Genomic DNA, 2,619 nt, shown 5'->3' with positions numbered 1-2,619 from the left:
AGCTGCTGCATGGCGCCGATGCGAAACTCGGTCTCTTCCACCAGCTGGCTGAACATATCTTCGGCGCGGTCGTACAGCCCGGCGGCCATGTAGTCTTTGCCGAGCTGCTGAATGGCGAGTAAACGCTGATCGTAGGTTAACGAGGCGCTTTCCATCAGCGTCTGGTGAATGCGGATAGCGCGGTCAACCTCGCCGCGCGAGCGGAACAGATTTCCCAGCGTCAAATGCGCCTCGACGGTGCCGGTATCCTCTTTCAGCATATCGAGGAACAGGTCAACCGCTTTATCCTGCTGATTGCTCAGCAGGAAGTTCATCCCGGCGACATAATCGCGGGAAAGACGGTTGGCGTCGTCCTGCTTAGCCTGTTGTGCACTTCTGCGGCCCATGTACCAGCCGTAGGCGGCGGCAACGGGTAACAGCAGAAACAGCAACTCCAGCATAAAGGATTATTCCTTTACGGCCGGCACACCCGGCGTGACAGGTGCTGCGTTAATCTCGGCAATCTGTTGCTCCAGGCGCTTGTTCTTACGCTCAGCTCGCAGCAGCGAAACGCGCACACGGAGCCAAAACAGGCCGCACACCAGCCAGCCGATAGCAAAACCAGCGGCAAACAGGACTGCCAGCAGGGTTGAAATACGAAACTGCCCCTGAGCCAGAAGATAGTTAAACGTTACCTGCTGATCGTTTTGGGCCCCGAGGGTGACAGAGATAATAAAAATCGCTAACACCAGTAAGAAAATCAGAAAATATTTCACATTACGTCCCGTCATGTGGTGGGTGCGAATCAGTTTACTGATATCGCCGCTTCCAGCCTTATAAAATACCATTTTCACTATTGAGGTGAAACGGGCATACGTGCTGCATTATGCGGATTTATGGGCACCGGCGCGTTAAATCAACCATTAGGCTGATTATTCAGCACGTTCTCGTATATTGCCCGCTTCTTCCGGCGGCGGCGTTAGCGGGCCGCACAGTTTTCGCGTAATCCAGGTTGCAAGCGTCACCAGCAGCCATGAGATAAGCGTAGAAGCGATCAAATCTCGCGGCCAGTGCATTCCGAGTACCAGCCTGCTGGCCATCACCGCCACCGCCCAGCCGAGCAGCAGTACGATTGTCACCGTACGACGACGCGGCCAGAGTAGCCCCACCGCCAGCAGCGCCCAGCTGGCAACAAACATAGTATGGCCGGATGGAAATGCAAATCCGGTCTCATTTTGCCAGTGCTGGCGTAAATAAAGGGGCAACGTGTCCATATGGGCGACCTGCTCTTTCACCATTGCGCTACGCGCGCGCCGCTTTTGGGCATAGAACTCATCCACCTGCAGATTATTGGTTTTCTCCAGCCACACCACATAGGGGCGCGGCTCCTGAACCGTTTTCTTTACGTGGGATTTAACGCTCTGCCCGAGAAGAATGACGCCGCCTAAAATGGCAAACAGCACAATTGCCGCCTTCAGGCGAAAGCGGAGGCACCAGAGAAACCAGCCGAAAAGCAGCAGATGCGTAATAGCACCCCAGGGCTCAGTTACGGTTTCCGTGATCCAGTAAAAGGCCTCAAGACCCCAGCCAGAGGGTTCTGGTTGCCATTTCCATCCGGATATCAGTACGGCAACGGGCATTACAAGCAGCAGCGCCGCGCCGGCGGCTGTACGTTTGGCAATCGAAAGCATCTGGTCTCCTTTACTTAAGCGTCACAATCATAACTGAAAATAATCACGGCGGTAAAAAATACCGAATTGTGCGCTTATAGCGCAGTCGAAAGTCTGCGATTAGGCGAAGGCCGGGCGTTGTGGCAAAATATCGAAAATTAAAGGCCTTTGCATGCCGATATGATTTGGAGAATCACATGCAGCTTAACCGTGTGGCAGAAGCCAAACTGCCAACCCCCTGGGGCGATTTCCTGATGGTGGGCTTTGAAGAACTGGCAACCGGCAAAGATCACGTTGCCCTTGTTTTTGGCGATATTTCCGGAAGCGAGCCGGTGCTTTCTCGCGTGCATTCAGAATGTCTGACGGGCGATGCGCTGTTCAGCCTGCGCTGCGACTGCGGATTCCAGCTGGAGGCCGCACTTGGCCACATTGCCGAGCAGGGCCGAGGCGTGCTTCTCTATCACCGCCAGGAAGGCCGCAATATCGGGCTGCTGAACAAGATCCGCGCCTATGCGCTGCAGGATCAGGGATACGATACCGTTGAGGCCAACCACCAGCTGGGATTTGCTGCCGACGAGCGCGACTTCACGCTGTGCGCGGACATGTTCAAGCTGCTGGGGGTCAATGAAGTTCGCCTGCTGACCAATAACCCGCGGAAAGTAGAAATTTTGAGCGAGGCGGGAATCAATATTGTCGAGCGCGTGCCGCTGATCGTCGGGCGCAACCCGAAAAACGCGCACTATCTGGATACCAAAGCCGAAAAAATGGGCCACCTCCTGAATAAATAAGCGATCTTAAAAAATCCTATAAAAAAGCCCGGCGCTGGCACCGGGCTATTTGTCTTTTCCTGTTTGCTATTTAAGCATGTTGCGGATCACATAATGCAGGATCCCGTCGTTCCGGTAGTAGGTTAGCTCCGTTGCGGTGTCAATGCGGCAGCGGCAGCCTACCGTCTCCTGCGTACCGTCTG

At 54.6% G+C, this 2,619-nt stretch carries 3 protein-coding genes and 1 pseudogene; 1 reads left to right on the top strand and 3 read right to left on the bottom strand.

Features of this window, described 5'->3' with window-relative positions; all coding sequences use genetic code 11:
• From QZ766_RS14495 to pgpB, 3 genes and pseudogenes are all read right to left on the bottom strand, one after another.
• Positions 1–440 (bottom strand): annotated as a pseudogene (locus tag QZ766_RS14495) (lipopolysaccharide assembly protein LapB); the annotation flags it as partial.
• A gap of 6 nt (positions 441–446) precedes the next feature.
• Positions 447–755, bottom strand: a complete 309-nt coding sequence (locus tag QZ766_RS14490) for a LapA family protein (RefSeq protein WP_297203095.1) — start codon at positions 753–755, stop codon at positions 447–449.
• 156 nt (positions 756–911) lie between these two features.
• A complete protein-coding gene (gene pgpB / locus QZ766_RS14485; protein WP_297203093.1) occupies positions 912–1,670 on the bottom strand; it encodes a phosphatidylglycerophosphatase B in 759 nt (252 codons plus the stop codon).
• Positions 1,671–1,846: 176 nt separating this feature from the next.
• On the opposite strand from pgpB, the gene ribA reads away from it, so the two are divergent.
• A complete protein-coding gene (ribA, locus tag QZ766_RS14480; RefSeq protein ID WP_297203091.1) occupies positions 1,847–2,437 on the top strand; it encodes a GTP cyclohydrolase II in 591 nt (196 codons plus the stop codon).
• The last annotated feature ends 182 nt before the right edge of the window (positions 2,438–2,619 follow it).

The organism is uncultured Pluralibacter sp. (genome assembly GCF_913775985.1).
Lineage (GTDB): Bacteria > Pseudomonadota > Gammaproteobacteria > Enterobacterales > Enterobacteriaceae > Pluralibacter.
This window is presented reverse-complemented; position numbering and strand designations above follow the sequence as displayed.